The sequence below is a fragment of the Pseudomonas sp. AC532 genome, from assembly GCF_979258965.1.
Map to the genome: position 1 here is coordinate 387,741 of NZ_OZ409888.1, position 17,191 is coordinate 404,931.

Consider the following 17,191-nt stretch of genomic DNA (forward strand, 5'->3'; position numbering starts at 1 on the left):
GGTGATCGCCGCCGCCGAGGCGGGGTCGACAATCCTTGTGCATGGCCGGTCTGGCGGCGAAATCCACCGACAAGGCTACCGCTCCGGACAGTTGTTAATTAGAATCGATCTCGTTATTGGTTCTCTAGGCAGGTGTTCTGCAATGTTCGGTTCGGCGGTACCCAGTGAGCAGGCTTTTCACGATCTCTACCGTGACCATCGCACCTGGCTGGAACAATGGCTGAGCCGCAGAATGGGCAACGGCTGGGATGCGGCCGACCTCAGTCAGGACACCTTCATTCGCGTGCTCTCGGGTTCCCAGGCCATCGCCGACCTGCAGGAGCCGCGTGCTTACCTGAAAACCATCGGCAAGCGCCTGCTGATCAACCTGCACAAGCGGCGCAGCCTGGAGCAGGCGTATCTCGATGCTCTGCAGCAGTTGCCCGATGCCTGTGCACCCTCGCCGGAACAGCGCTGGCTGGTGCTGGAGACCCTGCAGGCCCTGGATGAGCTGCTCGATGGCTTGCCCCGGGTGGTGCGGCGTGCCTTCCTGCTCAGTCAGCTCGAGGGGCTGGGTTACCGGGAGATAGCCGAGCGCCTCGAAGTTTCAGAGCGCAGCATCAAGCGTTACATGGCGCAAGCCTATGAACACTGTCTGCTGGCCGAGCTGTGTTGAGCCGCGAGGCTGCTGACGAGCCCCGGCAAACGGCGCGGTCCGCGGCACGGTGGCTGGCCCTGATCGAGTCGGGCGAGGCCAGTGAACAGGATCATGCCGGTTTGCAACGCTGGCGCGAACTGAGTACCAGCCATGAGCACGCCTGGCAGCGGGTTCAGGCGCTGCGCAGCCGTTTCGCCGGCTTGCCGCCGGAGCTCGCCATGGCCAGCCTCGACCGCCCGGACGCAGGTCGCAGGCGGATGCTCAAGGGTATGCTCGGTTTGGCGGCGGCGGCCCCAGCGGCCTGGCTGGTGTCGCGCGAACTGCCGATCGACGTCTGGCGGGCAGACCTCTCCACCGCAACGGGCGAGCGCCGCACCCAAACCCTGGCCGACGGCAGCAGTATCGAGCTGAACACCGCCTCGGCGGTGAACCTTGACGCCGGGCGGCGGCAACTTGCCCTGGTGCGCGGCGAGATCGCTGTAAGGATCGCCGGCGCATCCGCCTTTGCCATCGATACCGCCCAGGGGCGGGTGATCGTCAATAGCGGAGCGATCTGCGTTCGCCAGTACAGCGAAACATGCGAGCTCTCGGTGTTCAGCGGTTCCGCCCAGCTGGCACCAGAGGGGAGGGCGCCGCTCGTAGTGGGGCCTGGTCAGCGGGTGCGCCTGCGTGCCGGGCAGATCGAGTCCACCCAGACCTTCGATGCCTTGGCGCCAGACTGGCGCGACGGGGTACTGATGGCCGACAACCAGCCGCTTGGCGATTTTCTGCGCGAACTGGATCGCTATCGGCCAGGCATTCTGCGCTGGTCGCCAGCCCTGGAGTCGCTACGCGTCACCGGCAGCTTCCGCCTGGCCAACACCGACGGCATCCTCGACCTGCTCGCCGCCAGCCTGCCGCTGGACGTGCATGCCCGCACCCGCTACTGGGTCACCCTGGTACCCCGCGAACGCTCCGCCTGACTTCCACCCGCGTCGTAGCGTCGCCCCGGCGCGAAGGATGGCGGCTGTACCGCAGGGTCGATGTCGCGCCCGCCATTCGCCGCGGGGTCGCGGCTCCTACGCGAATGCAGCAGGCCCGTAGCGTCGCCCCCGGCGCGAAGGATGGCGGCTGTACCGCAGGGTCGATGTCGCGCCCGCCATTCGCCGCGGGGTCGCGGCTCCTACGCGAATGCAGCAGGCCCGTAGCGTCCCCCCGGCGCGAAAGATGGCGGCCGTACCGCAGGGTCGATGTCGCGCCCGCCATTCGCCGCGGGGTCGCGGCTCCTGCGGGAGGAGCCAGATTTGTCGTCGGGCGGGAAAATTTATTCAGGTGGCTGTCCCTTTTTGCGTACTGGCCTGTCATGGGTAGTAGTCGAATCAAATAGAGAATCTCGCCAATGCCTTTCATGACACGTCATCGGCCTCGTCTGGTGTCATCCATTTCCTACTCGACGGTCTGCCTGAGCCTGCTTCTCGGCCTCGGGGCGGTGGCGCCGTTCGCCGCTCACGCTCAGTCCGAGGAGCGCAGCTACAACATCCCGGGTAGCGATCTGGGGGCGGCATTGAGCCGGTTCGCCAGCCAGGCGGGGGTGAGCCTTTCGGTCGACCCGGCGCTGGTCAGCGGGCGTAGCACGCAAGGGCTCTCCGGCAGCTACAGCGTCGACGAAGGTTTCGCGCGCCTGCTGCAGGGCAGCGGGCTGCGTCTGCAGCCAGTTGGCAGCGAGGCCTACACCCTGCTGCCCGCAGCCGATGGCAGTGCTGCGATGGAAATCGCGCCGACGGCGATCACCGGCGTCACGCTGCCATCGGAAAGCGTCGAAGGCGAGCGCTACGCCGGCGGTCAGGTGGCACGCCGCAGTTCGCAGGGGCTGCTGGGCTCGCGGGATTTCATGGAGTCGCCGCTGAGCATGACCACCTACACCAGCGAGGCGGTGAAGAACAACCAGTCGCGGACCCTGGCTGACCTGACCGCCAGCGACCCGGCGGTGCGTTCCACCAACCCGGCCGGCGGTCGCTTCGAGCAGTTCACCATTCGCGGTTTCAGCCTCTTCAACAGCGATGTTTCCTACGGCGGGCTGTACGGCATCATGCCGACCTATTCCATCGATATGGAGATGGCCGACCGCGTCGACATCCTTCGCGGGCCGACCCAACTGGTCAACGGCATCTCGCCGCGTGGCAGCGTGGGCGGTGGCATCAACGTGGTACCCAAGCGCGCCACCGACAAGCCGATCACCGAATTCACCGGCACCTATGCCTCGGACAGCCAGGTGGGTGGCGCGGTCGATGTCGGCCGTCGATTCGGTGAAGACAACCGTTTCGGCATCCGTTTCAACGGTGTCAAGCAATCCGGCGATACCGAATGGGATCACCAGGAAGTCAACCGCGAGATGGCCGTGGTAGGCCTGGACTTCCGCGACGAGCGCCTGCGCCTGTCCATGGATGTCGGTCACACCGAGCGCGACACCGATGCGCCCCAGGAGCGCGTGCTCGTCGCTGACGCTGCGCCTGTGCCAAGAGCCAGTGACGTGCGCCACAACTACGCCCAGGCCTGGACCAAGGCCGAGACCAGCGACACCTTCGGGGCGCTGCGTGGCGAGTACGATATCAATGATTCGACCATGGTTTATGGTGCTGTGGGCGCGCGCAAGAGCAATCACGATTTTGTGCGCCACAACGTGTCGATCACCAATGCGGCCGGTGATTTCACCATTTCGCCGCGTGATTTCACCCGCGATGAAGACGTGCGCACGGTCAATGCCGGGGTACGCAAGTGGTTCCAGACGGGGGCGGTCAGTCATGAAGTGAACCTGGCGGCTGATTATTTCGAACTGGACTTCGAAAACGGTGGCGGGCGTTACGCCAACCGTGCGGGCAATCTGTATAACCCGATTGCCACGCCGGAGCCGGCCGTGCGCACTCGTCCTGATCCAAAGGTCTACACTGAAAACCGTTTCAGCGGCGTCGCGTTGTCCGACACGCTGGGTTTCATGGATGATCGCCTGCTGGTCACCCTGGGCGCGCGTTGGCAGCGGATCAAAGTCGACGACTGGGAGAACGGCGTCAAAGGTGAAACCGGCTACGACGAAGAGAAGCTGTCGCCGTCGGTCGGCGTCCTGTTCAAGGCTACTGACCAGCTGTCGCTCTACGCCAACTACATGGAAGGTCTGAGCCAGGGCAAGATTGCTCCATCTACCTCCAACAACGAAGATGAGATATTCCCGCCTTTTATCAGTCGTCAGCTTGAGGCCGGTGCGAAGTACGACATGGGCAAGCTCGCCGTTACGGCTGCCGTGTTTCGTATCAAACAGCCGGCTTACGAGACCGCTGATCCAGTCGGCACGCAGGTCGAGGGCACCTTCGGCCCCAGCGGCAAGCGCATCAACCACGGCATAGAGCTGAACCTGTTCGGCGAACCCGTCGAAGGTTTCCGCCTGATGGGCGGCGTGATGTATATCGACAGCGAGCTGACCGATACCAATAACGGCGGCGCCACCGACGGCAATCGCGCCCCTGCGACCCCCGAGTACAACGCCAACCTGGGCGCCGAACTGGACATCCCAAAGGTGAAGGGGCTGACTCTGACCGCTCGCGGCATGTACAGCAGCTCCCAGTACCTGGACCAGGCCAACACCAAGGAAATCGACTCCTGGGAGCGCTATGACCTCGGCGCTCGCTACGCCTTCAAGGTCGACGATACGGACGTCACGCTGCGCGGCACGGTCGAGAACGTGCTCAACACGCGTGACTGGATCTCGGCCGGCGCCTCGGATGACAGTGAGCCGGGCCTGACTGTTTCCACGCCGCGCACCTTCATCCTGTCGGCCACCCTGGGGTTCTGAGGATGGGTGTGGTTGTTCCATGACGCTTGAAGTGCCTCGCACGCTGTCCCGGCGCGAGGCGGTGCGGTTGTCGCTGAGCGTGCTGGCGAGCGCTGCGCTGTGGCCACGCTCGGCCTCAGCGCTGGCACCGCAGCGGGTCATCACTTTGTTCCAGGGCGCCACCGACACGGCGGTGGCGCTTGGCATTCGGCCGGCCGGTGTGGTCGATTCGTGGAGCGAACAGCCCATGTATCGCTACCTGCGCGCTGCGCTGGCCGGCGTTCCCCATGTCGGCCTGGAAACCCAGCCGAGCCTCGAAGACATCGCCTTGCTGGCACCGGACCTGATCGTGGCGTCACGTTTTCGTCATGAGCGGATCCTCGGGCTGCTCGAACAGCTGTGCCCGGTGGTCATGCTGGACGAAGTGTTCGAGTTCCAGAAGACCCTCAGCGTGATGGGCGCCGCCACCGCGCGCCAGGGCGAGGCAGCCAGCTTGCAGGCCGGCTGGAACCTGCGCATCGCCGCGCTGCGGGCCCGCCTGCAGGCACGCTTTGGCGAGCGCTGGCCGCTCAGTGTCTCGGTGCTGGATGTGCGTGAGGACCACCTGCGCAGCTACCTGCCGGACAGCTTCGCCGGGGCCGTGCTCAGTGCACTGGGTTTCGTCTGGAACGAGCAGAGCCGGGCGGCCACGGGGGTGTCGATCAAACTCAGCAACCGTGAAAGCCTGCCGGTGGTGAATGCCGATGTGTTCTTCGTGTTCGGCCGGGCCGACAGCCCGGGCGTGCAGCGCCACTACCGGAGCCTGACGGCGCATCCGCTGTGGAGGCAAATGGTGGCGCCGCAAGCGGGGCAGGTGTGGTGGGTGGATGGCGTGGCCTGGATATTTTCCGGCGGAATCCTCGGAGCCAACCGGGTACTCGATGACATCGAGCGCACCCTGCTGGCGGTTGCCCGGCCATGACGGCGCTCGGCAAACTGGCGGTCGCCGCCGCCTGCCTGCTGGCCTGCTGCATGCTCAGCCTGTCCATCGGAGCCCGCTGGATTGCTCCGTCCAGCGTGCTCGACGCCTTGCTGCACGGCGCTCCGTCGAACATCGATTACCTGCTGGTGAGCACCACGCGGCTGTCACGCACGGTGACCGCCGTGGTGGTGGGCGCCAGCCTGGCGGTAGCCGGCGCGCTGATGCAGGCGATGACCCGTAACCCGCTGGCATCACCAGGCTTGTTCGGCATCAATGCCGGGGCGACCTTTGCGCTGATCCTGTGTTTGTCGCTGTTTTCCATCAGCTCGCCCGAGCAGTGGTTGTGGAGCGCTTTCATCGGCGCAGCGGTGGCCGGCGCACTGGTCTGGCTGGTGGGCAACCTCGGCCAGGGTGCGCTCAACCCGCTGCGCATGGTGCTGGCCGGTGCAGCGATTACCGCGCTGTTCACTGCGTTCAGCCAGGCGCTGCTGGTGATCGACCAGCAAGGCCTGGATACGGTGCTGTTCTGGCTGGCCGGCTCGCTCAGCGAGCGCAGCCTGGCCAGCGCACAGCCATTCATTGCCTGTGCGCTGGTGGGCCTGCTCGCAGCGTGCCTGCTTGGCGGGCAGGTGAATGTGCTCAATGCCGGCGTGCAGATCGCCGTCGGGCTGGGTCAGCGTACGGGGCTGACTCGCCTGCAATTGGGCGTGCTGGTGGTGATGCTGGCCGGCAGCGCAGTGGCGTTGGCCGGCAGTATCGGCTTCATTGGCCTGATCGTGCCGCATGTGGTGCGTCGCCTGATCGGTATCGATCATCGCGTGCTGCTGCCAGGCTGTGCACTGCTCGGCGCCGCGCTGCTGCTGGTCGCCGATATGCTCGCGCGGGTGGTAATCCTGCCGCAGGAAATGCCCGTCGGGGTGATGACGGCGCTCTTCGGTGCGCCGTTCTTCATCGCCCTGGCCAGGCGCGGAGGTCGTCATGGCTGAGCCGACGGTGATCCGCTGGCGCGGGTTTTCCCGGCGCGTCGAGCCGCAGCCAGCGCGCCGCCTGCTGCTGGCCCTGCTGTTCAGCGCCGTGGTCGTGCTGGTGAACCTGTGCCTTGGCAAGGTGGTGCTGTCGCCATGGAGCGTGCTGCGCATGCTGGGCGGCGAGGGCAGTGCGAGCCTGTCCTTCATCGTCGAGCAGCTGCGCCTGCCGCGGCTGTTGCTGGCGGCGCAGATCGGCGGCGCGCTGGCGGTTTCCGGGCTGATTTTGCAGGCCATCGTGCGCAACCCGCTGGCGTCGCCGGACCTGCTCGGGCTGTCCAGTGGTGCCGGCACCGCGGCGGTGTTGTACCTGGCCATTTTCAGCGGCACATGGGGCATGGTGGGCTTGCCGCTGGCGGCGATGATGGGCGCAGGGGTTGCCGCGTTGGCGGTGTATACGCTGGCCTGGAAGCAGGGCACTTCACCCTTGCGGCTGGTGCTGATAGGGGTAGGTGTGTCGGCCATGCTGGGCGCTGCCACCACCTTCATGCTGGTGTTCAGCCCGCTGTCGACCACCCTGTCGGCCTACGTCTGGCTGACCGGTAGCGTGTATGGCGCCGGCTGGCCGGCTGTCCGGGCGCTGGCCACGCTGCTGGCGTGCCTGCTGCCGCTGCTGATGCTGCTGGCCCGGCACGTGGTGGTCCAGCAGCTGGATGAAGGGCTGGCCCGCGGTATCGGCGTGCGCGTGCAGTGGCTGCGCGCCGCGTTGCTCGCGGTAAGCGTGGCACTGGCGGGCGGCGCGATCGCCTGGGGCGGCGCGATGGCCTTCGTGGGGTTGATTGCACCGCATATCGCCCGGCAACTGATCCCCATTGGTTTCGCTGCCCAGGCCTGCATGGCGGCGCTGGTCGGTGCCAACCTGGTGATGCTCGCCGACCTGGCCGGGCGCACCCTGTTCCTGCCGCTGGACCTGCCCGCCGGTATTTTCGTCGCCGTGTTCGGCAGCCCGTATTTTCTGTACCTGCTGATCAAGCAGCGGCAGTGAGGAACCCACCGCATGACTTCGACCTCGATCGCAAGCCACAACCTGACCCTGGCCTACCAGCGCCAGACCATCATCGATTGTCTGGATATCGAGTTGCCGCGTGGGCAGGTCTCGGTGCTGATCGGCAGCAACGGCTGCGGCAAGAGCACACTGCTCAAATCTTTCGCGCGGCTGCTCAAGCCGCAAGCAGGGGCGGTGATCCTCAATGGCATCGACATCCAGCGCAGACCGACTGCGGCGGTGGCCCGTGAGCTGGCGATCCTGCCGCAGATGCCGGTGCCGCCGGAGGGCATCAGCGTGCGCCAGCTGGTCGCGCTGGGCCGTTACCCCTACCAGAGCTGGATGCGCCAGTGGTCGGCCGAGGACGAAGCGGTCGTAGCCCGGGCGCTGACCCGCACGGGGCTGGACGAGCTGGCCGAGCGCCCCGTCGATGCGTTGTCCGGGGGGCAGCGACAGCGCGCCTGGATCGCCATGACCCTGGCCCAGGAAACCGAACTGGTGCTGCTCGACGAGCCGACCACCTTTCTCGACCTGGCCCACCAGATCGAAGTGCTGGACCTGCTGCGTGAACTCAACCGGGAGGAGGGCAAGACCATCGTCATGGTTCTGCACGACCTCAACCTGGCGTGCCGCTATGCCGACCACATGGTCGCCGTGCATCAGCGAACTGCCTATGCCCAGGGGCGACCCGCGGAGATCCTCACCGAGGCGCTGGTCAAGGAGGTATTCGGCCTGAACTGTCGGATCATTGCCGACCCGTTCTTTCATACCCCCCTGTGCATCCCCTTTGGCCGGGATATTCCGCGATGAACCGCGGGCAGCCTTTCACCGAGCCGCAATGGGCGACCCTGAGCGGGCCGTTGCGGCTGCGCGGCGCGGGGCAACGCGACCTGCCGCGCAGCCTGGCTGCTCGCGACCTGCTCGACGAGGCCGTGTGCACCGCGCTGCTGGATGTGTTGGGCCCGCTGATCGGCTCGCCGTCAAGGCGCACCAGCGCATCGCTGCTGGGCAAGCGCCAATCGTTCCTGCTCACCGGCGCCTGCCTGTACGCCATGTCGGCGTACGACAAGGGGCTGCAGCTGTCGCTGGACAACACCATTGTCGAGTATGGCCACGATAATGGCCTGTGGAGTTCGTCGCTGGCGCTGCGCGACCTGGCGATCAGCCGTCCCCTGCCTGGTGCCCGTGAAGCCTGGCGCGAGGGCGTGGCGATCGAGCTTTTCGCCGGCCTGCTCCAGCCGCTGTGGGAGACCTTCCACCGGGCCACCGGTGTGTCGCGGCGCATCCTCTGGGAAAACACCGCGGTGCGGGTGTATTCGCTGTATGAAAAGCGTCTGGCCAAACTCGACTGCGCAGCCACTCGCCAGCGCTGTGCCGATGATTTCCGCTGGCTGACAGAGGGTGCGCCTGCCGACGTATTCGGCCTCGACTACAACCCCCTGGCGCACTTCAACCGTCCGCTCACCCTGCTTGACGAGGGTGAACGCGCTGTACGCTTCCGCCGCACCTGCTGCTTCTATTACGAGGCCAGCAAGCCGGTGGAATACTGCTCGACCTGCCCGTTGATCCGGCCCAAGCGAGCACGATAAGGCATACAGGGGCCGGCCGGCTGCCGAGGCAGGCCACTCGCGCTGATGCATCAGCGGTTAACGCTGGCGGACCGATGCTCCCGGCTGATCACCCAGCGCAACAGGCTGACCAGCGGCACCTTGTGATCATGGGTCGCGCCCCAGATCGAGCGGTGCCCGCGATACAGCTCGGTATAGCGGCTCAGTACCAGGTGACGGCCATCGGCGTCGATGCGCAAATCCAGTTCACGGCAGTGCAGTGAAGCGATGTCCGGCGTTCTGATCCGCCGGTGCAAGAGCAGTACCTTGTCGTCACTCATCCATCACCTCATTCTCGCAGCCGTCGGCAAGGTCCAGTTCGGCCCCGCGCTTGCCTTCGAGCACCAGGCGCGCTCGACGCTCGGCCACCGAATCGCGCAGCGCCGTGTAGTAATCGGGCTGTTTGCGCAGCTCGTCGGTCAGCGGCAGGGCTTCGGCGCGGCCGTCGACTGCGCCGCCTACGGTATCCACCGCGTCTAGGGTTTCCAGCGTGTCGCTGTTGTCGCCCAGTGGTGACACCGCAAAGCTCAGCACGCGCCCCGTGGCGTCTCGCAGGTTGGCACTGCCGAACAGCGGCAGCTCGACGATCGGCCCGCTGGCGATATTCCACACCCCGAAGGTCTGCCCGAAGTCGGATTCATGGCGCTGCATGCCGAGACGCCCCGAGACGTCGATCAGACCGATGATGCCCACGGTGGTGTTGACCGCGAAGCGGCCCAGCGTCGTCGCCGAGCGTCGGCCGTTGCCCTGCAGCAGGTCGTTGATGAACACCTTGGGCTCGCCGAAGTTGGCCACGAAATTGTGCACGCCGCTCTGGAAGAACCCTGGCAGGTGTCGATAGCCGCGAGCGACCGGCGACAGCAGGTAGTCGTCGACCGTCCGATTGAAGGCGAAAATGCCGCGATTGACGGGTTCGGCCGGGTCGTAGGCCGGATGGCTCAGGGCCTGGCAGGTGGCGGACGGCGCATCGGGCGGTGTGCTGGCACAGCCAGCGGCCAGCGCGACGGCAACGGAGAGCGCCAGTGTACGGGCGAAGGGAAAGGAGAGGGCAATGGTCGGCATGGTGAAACCTCGATGGGAACTGCAGGCATGCTGCCGCCGCCGTTTTTCCCACGGATGTCTGCACTGTTGCGGATTCGCAGCTTTATTGCCGAATTGAAATATGTGACGCGCCTGCGCCAATGGTTTTAGATAACCCATCCCCGAACGACCGGCAGCGAGCCTCGCGTGATTCATTTACTGCTAGTGGACGACGACCTCGAAGTCCTCGCCCTCCTCAAGAAATTCCTCGAGCAACACGGCTATTGCGTCGACGTGGCGACTGACGGCGACAGCTTGCGCCAGGCGCTGGAGCGGCGGCTGCCGGACCTGGTGATCCTCGACGTCATGCTGCCCGGCGAAAGCGGCCTGGTGCTGTGCCAGCGCCTGCGCAGCGAACACGCGGTAGCGGTGATCATGCTGACTGCCATGGGTGAACTGAGCGATCGCGTGGTGGGCCTGGAACTCGGCGCCGACGACTACCTGACCAAGCCCTTCGATGCCCGCGAACTGCTGGCCCGGGTAAGGGCGGTGTTGCGCCGTACCGGCGAGGTCAAGAGCGTGCTCAACGACAAGCCGCGGCCGACCCTGGAGTTCGCCGGCTGGCAGCTGGACGTGACCCGCCGTGAATTGCGTTCGCCGGACAAGGTGATGATTCCGCTCTCCGGCGGGGAGTTCGAACTGCTGCTGGTATTCGCCGAACACCCGCGCCGCGTGCTGACCCGCCAGCAGTTGCTCGACATGACCCGTGGCGAGGCCTTTGAGGCCTTCGATCGCAGCATCGACGTGCAGGTCAGCCGGTTGCGCCGCAAGCTGGAGGGCGACATCAGCGGCTCGCCGATGATCCGTACCGTGCGCAACAGTGGCTACCTGTTCACCCCCAGCGTGCTGGTGAAACGGTGAAGCTGCTGGCCAGGCTCACCCGCCCCAGCGACACCGTGGCGCGCTGGATAGCCCTGACCACCATGGCGGCGATGCTCACGGCGCTGCTGCTGACCTGGCTGCTCAGCCAGCTCGCCGGTGTCTGGGCGCGGCCGCCACTGCTGGAAACCGGGTTGCTGGAAAGCCTGGGTAGCATCAGCCGCATCATCGACGCTGCGCCGCCCGCACAGCGGCCCGCCATCGCCAGGTCCGCGAGCGACGAGGCCTACACCACCAGTTGGCTGCCCGCGTATGAGCAGGCGGGGCTGCCGCACGCAGACAACGACGCGGACTTTCGCACCGGCGAGGACTTTCTGCGCAAACAGCTGCGTAATCCACACGCCAGGATCGAGGGGTACGAGCCGGATGACTGGCCGGCGGACGACCCGCGCGCGGGTTACGCCTTGCTGGTCGAACTGCGTGATGGCTCGTGGGTGAAGTTTTCCGCAGTGAAACGCAATTGGGGCCTGGACGAGTTGCCGCGCAACCTGATCGTCATCGCCCTGGTGCTGCTGTCCACGATCATCGTCGCGCTGGTCGCTACGCGGCACCTGGCGAGCCCGCTGGAGCGCTTCGCCCGCGGTGCCAGGCGCTTTGGCAGCGATTTCCGTGCGCCGCCGATCACCGTGGAAGGGCCCCAGGAAATTCGCCACGCCATTGTCGCCTTCAATGCCATGCAGGCGCAGTTGCAGCACTTCATCAACGACCGTACGCAGATGCTCGCCGCCATTTCCCATGACCTGCGGGCACCGTTGACACGCATGCGCCTGCGCGGCGAATTCGTCGAGGATTGTGAGCAGCAAGCCAAGCTGTTTCGCGATGTCGACGAGATGCAGGCGATGGTCAATAGTGCGCTGGAATTCTTTCGCGACGACGCGCGCCTCGAACCAGTGACCGCTTTCGACCTCGCCGAACTGCTGCACACCGTGGTCGACGACTACAAGGACGCAGGCGTGGAGGTGCGGCTGACTGGCCCTGGCCGCGTGGTGTACGTCGGTCGCCCGATCGGCATCAAACGTCTGCTCAGCAACCTGCTGGACAACGCCATCAAATACGGCCGTGAGCCGGGCGTAATGCTCGAGGAGCGCGCGCACGCCGTGGAGATACGCGTGACCGATCGTGGGCCAGGCATTCCGACCGAGTACCAGGAAGACGTGTTCAAACCCTTCTTTCGAATCGAAGGCTCACGCAACAAGGACACCGGCGGCGTCGGGCTGGGCCTTTCGGCTGCGCGCGCCACGGTGCTCGAGCACGGCGGCACGCTGACCCTGCGCAACCGCAGCCAGGGTGGGCTCTCGGTGCGGGTGCTGTTGCCGTTTACCTGAACGGGTTGCGATCTGCAGGGCTGGCCTCTGGCCGGTCAGTCGGCAGCGCCGCTCAAGATTGGGATCTGGACGGCACCTCGGTCAGCTCGACGACTTTCGCCGCTGCCTCCAGCTCATCGACGAACAGAAACGTTTCGCCGTCCTGGGCTACCACCTGGTACAGGGTATCGCGAACCGGCTGGCGGTACGCCTCGGGTATTGCGTCACCTTGGAGCTGCTTGAGGATTGCGGACATGGGGTTCCCTTTTTGAACGAGGCCGTGCGCTTCTGACGCCTGCGCGCCGATGAAAGTGCCGGCTCGATTACCACCCGTGACGGTGCCGTGGCCGCCCAGACCGGCAGGTGGCGAGGCATCAGCGCGTGGTGACCGGCTCGGCACGAGTGTCTTCGGCACAGGGGTGCAATCAATCGGCGGGGAATACGCCGATAGTCAGCCTCCCTGTTCGTTACCCGGGTGGACCATGAAACCCTCTCTTTTGCTTGCCGGCCAGCACTGTATGGCCGTTTCCATGCTCAGCACCTGGCGCAGCGGCCCTGCCGACGAACTGGCGGCGCCGCCCATCGATGCGGAGGTGGCATGAAGGCAGGCCACGCAGTCGCCCTGGGCGTTATGGTCGCTGCCGGATCTCCGGCCATGGCCGCAGATGCGCTGCTGCTGTCGCGCAACTACCTCATCCACAACGATTTTCGCAGTGACAGCGCGAGTGGCAAGAGCCTGACCCGTGAATGGGCGCAAGGCTTCATCGGCCGTTACCGCAGTGACCTCACGCCCTCCACCCTGGGCGTGGGCGTCGACCTCCACGGTTTTCTGGGTTTCAAGCTCGATGGCGGACGCGGCCATGCCGGAACCGGCCTGCTGCCGGTGGACAGCGGCGGACGCAGTGCCGCCGAGTATGCCTCCGCTGGTGGGGCAGTGCGCCTGGTTCACGGCCAACGAACCCTGGCGTATGGTGAGATGGAGGTGCAAACGCCCGTCTTCGACACCGGCGACAAGCGCCTTCAGCCGGAATACGCCACGGGCTGGTTCTTCGATGACCGGACGTTGCCCGGCGTCACCCTGCAGGCCGGGCACTTCGAGGCATTCAAGAACCAGGATTCGAGTTCCGGACGAGGTGACTTTTCCGGATATGGTGCCACGACCCGCTTTAGCGGCATCAGCCTCGCCGGGGTGACCTGGGCGCCGCCCGATCGCCCGTGGGGCGGGGCGCTCTATGCCTCATCGCTGGAGGATACCTGGCATCAGGCGTACGCCAACATCAAGCTGCACCAGGGCACCTGGTCGGTGGATGGCAATCTCTACCGCACCCGTGACGCGGGCGCGGCTCGCGCCGGCAGGATCGACACCTTGGCCTACAGCCTGTTGGCCCGGGTGGCGCTCGACACGCACACGCTGAGCCTGGGCTACCAGAAAGTCGAGGGTGATACGCCGTTCGATTTCGTCGGTGGCGATTCGATCTACCTGGCGAATGCGGTCAAGTTCGCCGATTTCAACGGACCCAACGAAGCATCCTGGCAGGCTCGCTACCAGTGGAATGGCCAACGCATCGGCCTCGCCGGGCTGTCGTTTTCGGAGCGCTATGTTCGTGGCAGCGGTGTCGACGGAACCCGGGCGCCGCAGGGCGGAGCCTACAATCCGTTCGAGGGTGGCAGCTATCGGCCGCAGCAGGGGCGCGGCGGCAAGCACTGGGAGCGCGACCTGGGCGTAGGGTATAGGGTGCAAACCGGCGCTGCGCGGGGGCTGTCCATGAGCGTGGCGCACGTCACCCACCGTGCCAACGCCGCCCAGGCGGGCGCGGACATCGACCGCCTGTACCTGGTCGTCGAATATCCGCTGGACCTGCACACCGGCACTGCGCCTTGAGCCTGCTCGGCGTGGTATCGACCGCCCGCGTCTTGCAGGAACGGCAGCACGAGGCAGCGGCGTCGCGGTTGCCGGGGGCGATGCTCGGGTCGCATACCCGAAGCTTGCCGCTAAGCCGGGCTTGCTGACCGGCCTGGCGGCGTGCAGACGCAATGCGCTGTAGAACACCTGCCTCGAGCCGTGGAGGCGGGTAGTACGCTAGGTCGAGCATGCATAATGCTGACCGGATGGCCCGGTTATTTCCTTTAGAAATAAGCAAATGTCTTTTGAGTATTTGCCGCGCATTTGTGGCCCAAGGAAAATGCGCGATGGTAAAAATTATCGATAGGTGTCATAGCCTTACTATGCAGGTGTCTTTTGTCTACTTCCCTTAGCGGCCAGTTGGCCCGAGCGCTTGCCAACGGCCAGCCCGGTGAGCCGGAGCGGGCGCTTGCCCGCGACGGCCTGACCGACTATTTCGCCTGCCTGCTGCCGGTGCATCAGGGGCTCCTTGTCGACTCGGGGCTGGAAACGGTTCGTTCGGTATTTCCGGCTGCGGGTAGCGTGGAGAACCAGGCGCTGCAGCTTGGCTACATGAGCCATGCACTGGATTTCGACGATTATCACGCGACCTTTCGCGGCCACCCCAGCACCGTGGTGCTGTCCACCTTGCTGGCATTGAGCGCTGAAGATCCGTCTGTGCGGGCTGATGCCTTTGTGGATGCTTATATCGTCGGTGTGGAGCTGGCAGGAAGGCTGGGCAAAGCCATTGGCACCCGCCATTACGCCGCCGGCTTGCACAGTACCGCGACGCTCGGGGTAATTGCCGCAACGGGCGCCGCGTGCCGTTTGCTGCGCCTGCCGCTGGCGCTCAGCGAAGTCGCCCTCGGCCTGGCAGCAACCCAGGCCTCTGGGCTGCGTGCCCAGTTCGGCTCATCGGCCAAGGCGCTGCATGCCGGGTTCGCCGCTCGCGGCGCAGTGAACAGCGTGGAGCTGGCCCGCCGCGGTTTTGCTGCACAGCGCGAAGGGGTACTGGAAGCCTTTCTAAGTGCTTTGGGGTTCGGTGTGGAGCATCCCGCCGACCTGTTGGCGGGGTGGGGCGCGCCGTGGCGGATCACTTCACCAGGCCTGGAGTTCAAGCGCTATCCCACCTGTGGGGGCACGCACAGTGCGGCCGAGGCGGCGTTCGTGCTGCGCCAGGGAGGCACTGTCGACCTGCATCAGGTGCAGCGCATCGAGGTCAGCTTTCCGCCAGGCGCCGATACCGCACCCAACATCGTCGCGCCGGTGAACGGGGTCGAGGCGCGCTTCAGCCTGGAGTACGTGATTGCCGATGCGTTGATCAACGGCACGGTGTCCCTCGAACGCTACGGCGAAGCACCGGTCGACACGACCATCGCCGCGCTGGCCGCACGCGTGCAGCGTGTGCCGGACGTCACGGCGCCTGCCGACGAGCTCGACCCGGACCTGCGTTTTCACCGCGTCACCCTGTTCATGGCCGACGGTTCGTGCCACAGCCACTGCGTGACGCGCAAGGAGACCGCCGCCATGCCCACCGATGTGCAGGCCAAACTGCGCAAGAACCTGCACGCGCTGCCTGAGCAGCGGATTACCGCGATCAGCCAGGACCTAAATCTCACAGACGATGCTGCCTTGCATCGTCTGGTTTCCCTCGTTCGCTGTCAGTAAGGATTTGGTTATGCCCGTGCAACCCGCTTCACCCCGTCAGCTGCGCCTCGGTCTGTTCGTGCAGGCGCTGGGGCACCATGTAGGCGGCTGGCGTGCCGAAGGCGCGCAGGGTTCGCCCACGGATATCGACTGGTTCACCTGGATCGCCAAGACCGCGGAGGCGGGCAAGTTCGACATGTTCTTCGTGGGCGATGCGTTGGCCACCAGCGTGCACCGTCTGCCATCCACCATGTCGCGCCTGGAGCCGCTGACGCTGCTCTCGGCGCTGGCTGTGCAAACCAAGCACATTGGCCTGGCAGCCACGGCGTCGACCACCTTCGACGAGCCGTTCCACCTGGCTCGCGCGTTGTGCTCGGTGGACCACATCAGCCGTGGCCGTGGCGCGTGGAACGTGGTCACCTCGTTCTCACTCGATGCAGCGCGCAACTTCAGCCGCGAAGACCTGCCGTCCCACGCTGACCGCTATGAAATGGCCCGCGAATTTCTCGACGTGGCCTTCAAGCTGTGGGATGGCTGGGAGGAGGGCGCCATCGTCCGCGAGAAGGACACCGGCCGTTATTCCGATGAAAGCAAGATCCACGCGGCCAACCACAAGGGCAAGCATTTCCAGGTGCAGGGACCGCTGAACATCGCGCGCTCACCTCAGGGCCGCCCGGTGATCATCGAAGCCGGCTCTTCACCTGCCGGGCAGCAACTGGCGGCGCAAACCGCCGAAGTGGTGTTCACCGCCGCGTCTTCGCTGGAGGAGGGCCAGGCGTTCTACAAGAGCCAGAAGCAGTTCGTACGTGACGCCGGCCGCCACCCCGACCACCTGCTGATTCTGCCGGGCGTGATGCCCATCGTCGGGCGCACCCGCGAGCAGGCGCAGGAGGTGTGGAACCAGCTCAACGAACTGGTGGACATCGACAACGGCATCGAGCAGTTGTCCGCCCGTTTCGGCGTGGACATGACGGCCTATCCGCTGGACGGCCCGGTACCTGAAATCCCCGCCACCGAAGGCAGCCAGAGCCGCGTCAAGCTGCTCACCGAGCTGGCTGCCCGGGAAAACCTGACCCTGCGCCAGTTGGCCGCCGTAGCCGCCGGTTCGCGTGGCCACCGGGTGGTGGTCGGCACCGCACAGGATATCGCCGACGATTTCCAGCACTGGCTGGAGCAGGGCGGGGCAGATGGTTTCAACATCATGCCCGCCGTACTGCCGGAGCAGCTGGAACTGTTCGTCGAGCTGGTGATTCCCGAGCTGCAGCGCCGCGGCCTATTCCGCACCGAATACCAATACAGCACGCTGCGTGAAAACCTCGGCTTGCCCTCCATTGATGAAAATTTTGCCGCCGTTGCCCCGCTGGCGACCGAGAAGGAATAAC

General features: G+C 65.6%; 16 protein-coding genes. 13 read left to right on the forward strand and 3 right to left on the reverse strand.

Features of this window, described 5'->3' with window-relative positions:
* The first annotated feature begins 142 nt into the window (after nucleotides 1–142).
* The 8 genes from ACZ0AV_RS01915 (at nucleotide 143) to ACZ0AV_RS01950 (ending at nucleotide 8,999) form a co-directional block, all read left to right on the forward strand.
* Nucleotides 143–655 carry a sigma-70 family RNA polymerase sigma factor gene (locus tag ACZ0AV_RS01915; protein ID WP_499149474.1) on the forward strand — a complete coding sequence of 171 codons (513 nt, stop codon included), beginning with the start codon at nucleotides 143–145 and terminating at the stop codon, nucleotides 653–655.
* Entirely contained in the window at nucleotides 652–1,599 is a 948-nt protein-coding gene (locus ACZ0AV_RS01920; RefSeq protein WP_499149475.1) for a FecR domain-containing protein, read from the forward strand. Before ACZ0AV_RS01915 ends, ACZ0AV_RS01920 begins: the two co-directional genes overlap by 4 nt.
* Before the next feature lie 416 nt (nucleotides 1,600–2,015).
* Nucleotides 2,016–4,460: a TonB-dependent siderophore receptor gene (locus tag ACZ0AV_RS01925; RefSeq protein WP_499149476.1), complete on the forward strand. Its 2,445-nt coding sequence runs from the start codon at nucleotides 2,016–2,018 to the stop codon at nucleotides 4,458–4,460.
* Between the two features lie 19 nt (nucleotides 4,461–4,479).
* Entirely contained in the window at nucleotides 4,480–5,400 is a 921-nt protein-coding gene (locus ACZ0AV_RS01930) for an ABC transporter substrate-binding protein (RefSeq protein ID WP_499149477.1), read from the forward strand.
* A complete protein-coding gene (locus ACZ0AV_RS01935) occupies nucleotides 5,397–6,386 on the forward strand; it encodes a FecCD family ABC transporter permease (RefSeq protein ID WP_499149478.1) in 990 nt (329 codons plus the stop codon). The genes ACZ0AV_RS01930 and ACZ0AV_RS01935 overlap by 4 nt, the downstream gene beginning before the upstream one ends.
* Nucleotides 6,379–7,410 (forward strand): FecCD family ABC transporter permease, encoded by a 1,032-nt coding sequence (locus ACZ0AV_RS01940; protein WP_499149479.1) that lies wholly within the window; start codon nucleotides 6,379–6,381, stop codon nucleotides 7,408–7,410. Before ACZ0AV_RS01935 ends, ACZ0AV_RS01940 begins: the two co-directional genes overlap by 8 nt.
* 12 nt (nucleotides 7,411–7,422) lie before the next feature.
* Nucleotides 7,423–8,220 carry an ABC transporter ATP-binding protein gene (locus ACZ0AV_RS01945; RefSeq protein WP_499149480.1) on the forward strand — a complete coding sequence of 266 codons (798 nt, stop codon included), beginning with the start codon at nucleotides 7,423–7,425 and terminating at the stop codon, nucleotides 8,218–8,220.
* Complete coding sequence (locus ACZ0AV_RS01950) at nucleotides 8,217–8,999, forward strand: IucA/IucC family C-terminal-domain containing protein (protein ID WP_499149481.1); 783 nt, start codon at nucleotides 8,217–8,219, stop codon at nucleotides 8,997–8,999. The genes ACZ0AV_RS01945 and ACZ0AV_RS01950 overlap by 4 nt, the downstream gene beginning before the upstream one ends.
* A gap of 50 nt (nucleotides 9,000–9,049) precedes the next feature.
* Here ACZ0AV_RS01950 and ACZ0AV_RS01955 read toward each other — a convergent pair whose 3' ends face one another.
* Both ACZ0AV_RS01955 and ACZ0AV_RS01960 read right to left on the reverse strand, forming a co-directional pair.
* Entirely contained in the window at nucleotides 9,050–9,298 is a 249-nt protein-coding gene (locus ACZ0AV_RS01955) for a hypothetical protein (RefSeq protein WP_499149482.1), read from the reverse strand.
* Nucleotides 9,291–10,079, reverse strand: a complete 789-nt coding sequence (locus ACZ0AV_RS01960; protein ID WP_499149483.1) for an MlaA family lipoprotein — start codon at nucleotides 10,077–10,079, stop codon at nucleotides 9,291–9,293. The genes ACZ0AV_RS01955 and ACZ0AV_RS01960 overlap by 8 nt, the downstream gene beginning before the upstream one ends.
* 165 nt (nucleotides 10,080–10,244) lie before the next feature.
* On the opposite strand from ACZ0AV_RS01960, the gene ACZ0AV_RS01965 reads away from it, so the two are divergent.
* On the forward strand, nucleotides 10,245–10,958 hold the full coding sequence (locus ACZ0AV_RS01965) for a response regulator (protein ID WP_499149484.1): 714 nt from the start codon (nucleotides 10,245–10,247) through the stop codon (nucleotides 10,956–10,958).
* Nucleotides 10,959–11,020: 62 nt separating this feature from the next.
* Nucleotides 11,021–12,301, forward strand: a complete 1,281-nt coding sequence (locus ACZ0AV_RS01970; protein WP_499153264.1) for an ATP-binding protein — start codon at nucleotides 11,021–11,023, stop codon at nucleotides 12,299–12,301.
* A 52-nt stretch (nucleotides 12,302–12,353) separates the two neighbouring features.
* On the opposite strand, the gene ACZ0AV_RS01975 is transcribed toward ACZ0AV_RS01970, so the two are convergent.
* Nucleotides 12,354–12,536 carry a hypothetical protein gene (locus ACZ0AV_RS01975; RefSeq protein WP_499149485.1) on the reverse strand — a complete coding sequence of 61 codons (183 nt, stop codon included), beginning with the start codon at nucleotides 12,534–12,536 and terminating at the stop codon, nucleotides 12,354–12,356.
* Between the two features lie 342 nt (nucleotides 12,537–12,878).
* Here ACZ0AV_RS01975 and ACZ0AV_RS01980 point away from each other — a divergent pair, with 342 nt between their 5' ends.
* The 3 genes from ACZ0AV_RS01980 (at nucleotide 12,879) to ACZ0AV_RS01990 (ending at nucleotide 17,190) form a co-directional block, all read left to right on the forward strand.
* Entirely contained in the window at nucleotides 12,879–14,162 is a 1,284-nt protein-coding gene (locus tag ACZ0AV_RS01980) for an OprD family outer membrane porin (protein ID WP_499149486.1), read from the forward strand.
* A 357-nt stretch (nucleotides 14,163–14,519) separates the two neighbouring features.
* Nucleotides 14,520–15,830, forward strand: a complete 1,311-nt coding sequence (locus ACZ0AV_RS01985; protein ID WP_499149487.1) for an MmgE/PrpD family protein — start codon at nucleotides 14,520–14,522, stop codon at nucleotides 15,828–15,830.
* Between the two features lie 10 nt (nucleotides 15,831–15,840).
* On the forward strand, nucleotides 15,841–17,190 hold the full coding sequence (locus ACZ0AV_RS01990) for an LLM class flavin-dependent oxidoreductase (RefSeq protein ID WP_499149488.1): 1,350 nt from the start codon (nucleotides 15,841–15,843) through the stop codon (nucleotides 17,188–17,190).
* Nucleotide 17,191: the final 1 nt, after the last annotated feature.